General features: G+C 69.4%; 1 protein-coding gene. It reads left to right on the top strand.

Annotated elements, in window-relative coordinates; all coding sequences use genetic code 11:
• Positions 1–15 precede the first annotated feature (15 nt).
• Positions 16–1,369 (top strand): MFS transporter (locus tag HHL19_RS36710; protein ID WP_169094765.1); only part of this gene is annotated, 1,354 nt, incomplete at its 3' end.

Raw genomic sequence — 1,369 nt, 5'->3', positions numbered from 1 at the left:
CCGGTACCGGAGAGGCTGGACGGCCGGCTCAAGCTCGTCCTGGTCGTCCTGCTCGTCGCGCAGTTCATGCTCGCGGTGGACTTCTCCATCCTCAACGTCGCCCTGCCCGTCATCGGCGAAGGCCTCGGCTTCTCCCTGGCCAACCTCCAGTGGATCGCCACCTCCTTCGCCCTGTGCGCCGCGGGCTTCACCCTCCTGTTCGGCCGCGTCGCCGACCTCTTCGGACGCCGCCGCCTCTTCCTCGTCGGACTCGCCGTCCTCGGCGCCTCCTCCCTCCTCGGCGGACTCGCCACCACCCCCGAAATCCTCCTCGTCGCCCGCGTCCTGCAGGGCCTGGCCACCGCAGCCGTCACCCCCGCAGGCCTCTCCCTGCTCACCACCTCCTTCCCCGAAGGCCCCCTCCGCCAGAAAGCCCTCGGCCTCAACGGCGCCCTCATGTCCGCCGGCTTCACCACCGGCGCCATCCTCGGCGGCATCCTCACCGACCTCCTCTCCTGGCGCTGGGCCTTCTTCATCAACGTCCCCGTCGCCATCGCCGTCCTCCTCATCGCCCCCACCGTCATCAAGGAATCCCGACCCACCGAACGCCCCCGCCTCGACATCCCCGGCGCCACCACCGTCACCCTCGGACTCCTCGCGCTGGTCTACGGACTCACCCACGCCGGCGAGGAAGGCTGGACCGACCCGATCGCCCTCGCCTGCCTCGCCGCCGGCGTCATCCTGCTGATCGCGTTCTACGCGATCGAGGCCAAGGCCAAAGCACCCCTCGTCCCCGTCGCCGTCCTCAAGCGACGCAACGTCGCCTGGGGCAACATCGCCGGCCTCATCGCGTTCCTCACCGAGACCAGCCTCGTCTTCCTCATGACCCTCTACCTCCAGGAAGTCCTCGGCTTCTCCGCCCTCGCCGCCGGCCTCTCCTTCGGCGTCCTCGGCATCGGCACCGTCATCGGCGGCTCCATCGCCCCCAAGGTCATCGCCGCCACCAACACCCGCACCACCCTCATCATCGGCGGACTCCTCCAGGCCGCCGCCACCATCGCCCTCATCGGCCTCGGCGAGACCGCCGCCGCACTCTGGCTCCTGCTCCCCGCCACCTTCCTCGGCGGCATCGGCAACATGCTCGTCATCGTCGGCTTCATGGTCACCGCCACCACCGGCCTGCCCGACCACGAACAAGGCATGGCCACCGGACTCGCCACCATGACCCAGCAGATCGGCATCACCATGGGCACCCCCATCATGAGCGCCATCGCCGCCACCACCCTCGACATCCACCACGGCATCACCACCGCCGTCATCATCAACACCGCCATCGTCCTCATCGGCACCCTCACCACCGCCCTCTACCTCCGCACCAAGTCCCCCGAGA

Source organism: Streptomyces sp. R302 (genome assembly GCF_012927245.1).
In the GTDB taxonomy this organism is placed as follows: Bacteria; Actinomycetota; Actinomycetes; order Streptomycetales; family Streptomycetaceae; genus Streptomyces.
Note: the sequence above shows the minus strand (reverse complement) of the source record. Positions and strands in the feature narration are given on the sequence as shown.